Below are 1,616 nucleotides of genomic sequence, written 5' to 3' on the forward strand. Positions count from 1 at the left end.
GCATAAAGCTCGTCCGGATCCAACGCCATCGGCTGGGCACCGGCCGGCGGCCACTGCTCGAGCACCGCCTGGTGCTGCTCGTCTTGCTGCGGGACGCCGAGCAGACCGCTGGCGTTCCGGGTCCATGCGGACTCGGCAGGCGATTCCCCAGTCTCAACGCGGGAGTGGACCGAAACGGGTCGGAAGCCTGATGCATCGGCTTCTTCGACGGCGACCTGGACCTGGACACCGCCCTGCTCGGGCAGAACCAGCGGCGCCTCCAGCGTCAGCTCCTCCAGCCGATTGCAACCAATGTGTTCACCGGCGCGGACCGCCATCTCCACCAGCGCCGCCCCCGGCACCAGCACCGCCCCCATCACCTGGTGGTCGGCCAGCCACGGATGTGTCTGCAGCGACAGCCGACCGGTAAGCAGGATCGCCTGACTGCCCGCAGTGTCGACTGCGGCTCCGAGGAGGGGGTGCTCGACGGCCTCCAGACCCAGGCCGGTGGCATCGGCCGCCGCGGGCGGAGCGTCGAGCCAGTAACGCTCCCGCTGGAACGCATACGTGGGCAGGTCCAGCATGGATACGCGGCCGTCTGCCGCAGCGCTGTCGTCCGTGGCCACCGCACCGAGGGCAGGCTTCCAGTCGACGGTGACCCCGTTGACATGCAGTTGGGCGAGGGAGGTCAGAACCTGCCCGAGCGTGTCCTGATCACGGCGCAGAGTGCCGGTCACCACCGCCTGACCACCAGCAGCCTCCACCACCTCCTCGACGCCCACCGTCAGCACCGGATGCGCACTGACCTCGACGAAGACCCCATAACCCTCGGAAGCCAGGACATCCACAGCCTCGGCAAAACGCACCGGCCGCCGCAGATTCCGGAACCAATACCCCCCATCCATCTCCCCGGGCGACACCCACTGACCCGTAACCGTCGACAACAACGGCACCCCACGACCCTGGGGAGCGCCCAGGGCCAGTCCCTCCAGAGCCTGAGCCAGCTCGGTACGGATCTGCTCAACCTGCGTCGTGTGGGAGGCGTAGTCCACCGGAATCCGGCGTGCCCGCACCCCCTGCCCCTCGCACACAGCCCGCACCCGCTCCACCGCCAACGCGGGCCCGGCCACCACCACCGAACCGGGGCCGTTGACCGCAGCCACCTCCACCCCACCCCAGACACCGGCCTCAATCCGCCCCACAGCCTCCCGCTCGGACACAGCCACCGACAACATCCCGCCCAGACCCGCCAGACGCTCACCGATCAACCGCGACCGCAACGCCACCACCCTGCACGCATCCTCCAACGACAACAGACCCGCCACACACGCAGCCGCCACCTCACCCTGGGAATGCCCCACCACCGCCGCCGGCTCCACACCAAACGACCGCCACACCCCAGCCAAAGCCACCATCACCGCAAACGACACCGGCTGAACCACATCCACCCGATCCAACGACGGCGCCCCCACCTCCCCCCGCAACACCCCGCCCACAGACCAATCCACCCACCGCGACAACACCCGCTCACACTCCGCAATCCCCTCCGCAAACACCACCGACTCACCCAACAACCGCGCACCCATCCCCACCCACTGCGCACCCTGACCAGGAAAAACAAACACCGGCCGACCCAC

General features: G+C 68.7%; 1 protein-coding gene. It reads right to left on the bottom strand.

Going from position 1 to position 1,616, the window contains the following annotated elements; genetic code table 11:
- Positions 1–1,565: acyltransferase domain-containing protein (locus tag JK364_RS54210; protein WP_230993974.1), on the bottom strand; the 1,565-nt coding region annotated here is incomplete at its 3' end.
- Positions 1,566–1,616: the final 51 nt, after the last annotated feature.

This window comes from Streptomyces endocoffeicus, from assembly GCF_016741935.1.
Lineage (GTDB): Bacteria > Actinomycetota > Actinomycetes > Streptomycetales > Streptomycetaceae > Streptomyces > Streptomyces endocoffeicus.